Here is a 1566-nt window from a genome sequence, read left to right on the forward strand (position 1 = left end):
GCCGTGAGGATAGGCGTCGAATATTCGGTGAAGCCGATCGCGGTCATGCGGCGGCGCATCGAGGCGATGACCGCGGCGCGCTTGACGATATTGGCGTGCAGCGTCTCGCGGCGCAGGTCGAGGAAGCGGTATTTGAGGCGCGTGTCCTCGGGATAGTCCGGCTCTCCGAAGACCGGCAGCGGCAGCTCCTTCGCCGCCGACAGGACCTCGATCTCGGTGGCGAACAGCTCGACCGTGCCGGTGGAAAGGTTCGGGTTCACCGTCTCGGCCGTCCGCTTCTTCACGACGCCGTCGATGCGCACGCACCATTCGGAGCGCAGCTGCTCGGCGGTGTGGAAGGCGGCCGAATCCGGATCGGCGACGACCTGGGTCAGGCCGTAATGATCGCGGAGATCGATGAACAGCACGCCGCCATGATCACGCACGCGATGCACCCAGCCCGACAGGCGGACGGTCGCGCCTGCGTCGGTATCGCGGAGCTGGCCGCAGGTATGGGTTCGATAGCGGTGCATGGTCTGATCCGGTCTTCGCGGTGGAAGCGCGGCGGGTAACCCCGTCGCACGCGCGCGAAAAGCGCATGCGTCCCTTTCGTTGTCAAGGCGATGGCGGATGCCACCCCATGGGCTTGTTCCCATACCGGGAACATGTCATGGTCGTCTGGTGCAGATCATCGCTCGAAGAACGTTGCGGGACTTCTGGACGCGCCATCCTCAGGCGATGGTACCCCTTGTCGTCTGGCATGCCCGCGTCCAGCGCGCCGACTGGGCGGGTCCCGCGGATATCAAGGCGATGTTCGGCGGCACTGTCGATTTCATCGCCGACAATCGGGTGATCTTCGACATCGGCGGCAACAAGTACCGGCTCATCGTTCACGTGGCTTATCGCTACCGCCGCGTGCTGGTGAAATTTGTCGGAACGCACAGCGACTACGATGCCATCGACCCGGAGACCGTATGATGGATATTAGGCCCGTCAGAACCGAAGACGACTATGATTGGGCTCTTGCCGAGTTGGCGCGCTATTTCGAACAGGAGCCCGAGCCCGGCAGTCCGGAAGCCGACCGTTTCGATGTGCTTTCCGAACTCGTCGCCGCCTATGAGAATCGGCACTATCCCCTTCCCGAGGTCGACCCGGTCGACGTGATCCGCGCGGTGATGGCCGAGCGCGGCCTCGCCCAGGCGGACCTCGCCGAACTCTTCGGCTCGCGGTCGCGGGCGTCGGAGGTGCTCGGTCGCAAACGCCCGCTGACGATCGAGATGATCCGTGCGCTGACGGCCGCGTGGTCGATCCCGGCTGACCTCATCATCCGACCCTATCCGCTGGCGGCGTGACGATACCCCTTGCAACGCCGGCCGGCGACACCATGTATCGCTCATCGCAGTGAGAAACGCGGTGGGCGCGCGCCAAGCGCAGCCGCCAGCCGGCCAGGACGGATGTACTCCGGCCGGCGCCGTTTCCCGGCAAAGGTGCACACGCGCCGGAGACTGCGACATCGATCGCCCAAGCCCGTAGCCGTCGGATGCGCTTTTCTCCAATCAGCGCGTCCGGTGCCGGAGCTTGGGCTTT

At 65.1% G+C, this 1566-nt stretch carries 3 protein-coding genes; 2 read left to right on the forward strand and 1 reads right to left on the reverse strand.

The annotated features are described in order from the left end of the window. The coding region (locus ACOJSF_RS02920; RefSeq protein WP_420140732.1) for an OB-fold nucleic acid binding domain-containing protein at nucleotides 1-512 on the reverse strand (512 nt) is incomplete at its 3' end. Between the two features lie 148 nt (nucleotides 513-660). On the opposite strand from ACOJSF_RS02920, the gene ACOJSF_RS02925 reads away from it, so the two are divergent. Continuing rightward, entirely contained in the window at nucleotides 661-957 is a 297-nt protein-coding gene (locus ACOJSF_RS02925) for a type II toxin-antitoxin system HigB family toxin (protein ID WP_420140733.1), read from the forward strand. Then, complete coding sequence (locus tag ACOJSF_RS02930) at nucleotides 954-1331, forward strand: helix-turn-helix domain-containing protein (protein ID WP_420140734.1); 378 nt, start codon at nucleotides 954-956, stop codon at nucleotides 1329-1331. Before ACOJSF_RS02925 ends, ACOJSF_RS02930 begins: the two co-directional genes overlap by 4 nt. The last annotated feature ends 235 nt before the right edge of the window (nucleotides 1332-1566 follow it).

The organism is Sphingomonas sp. (assembly GCF_048594985.1).
GTDB lineage: Bacteria > Pseudomonadota > Alphaproteobacteria > Sphingomonadales > Sphingomonadaceae > Sphingomonas_I.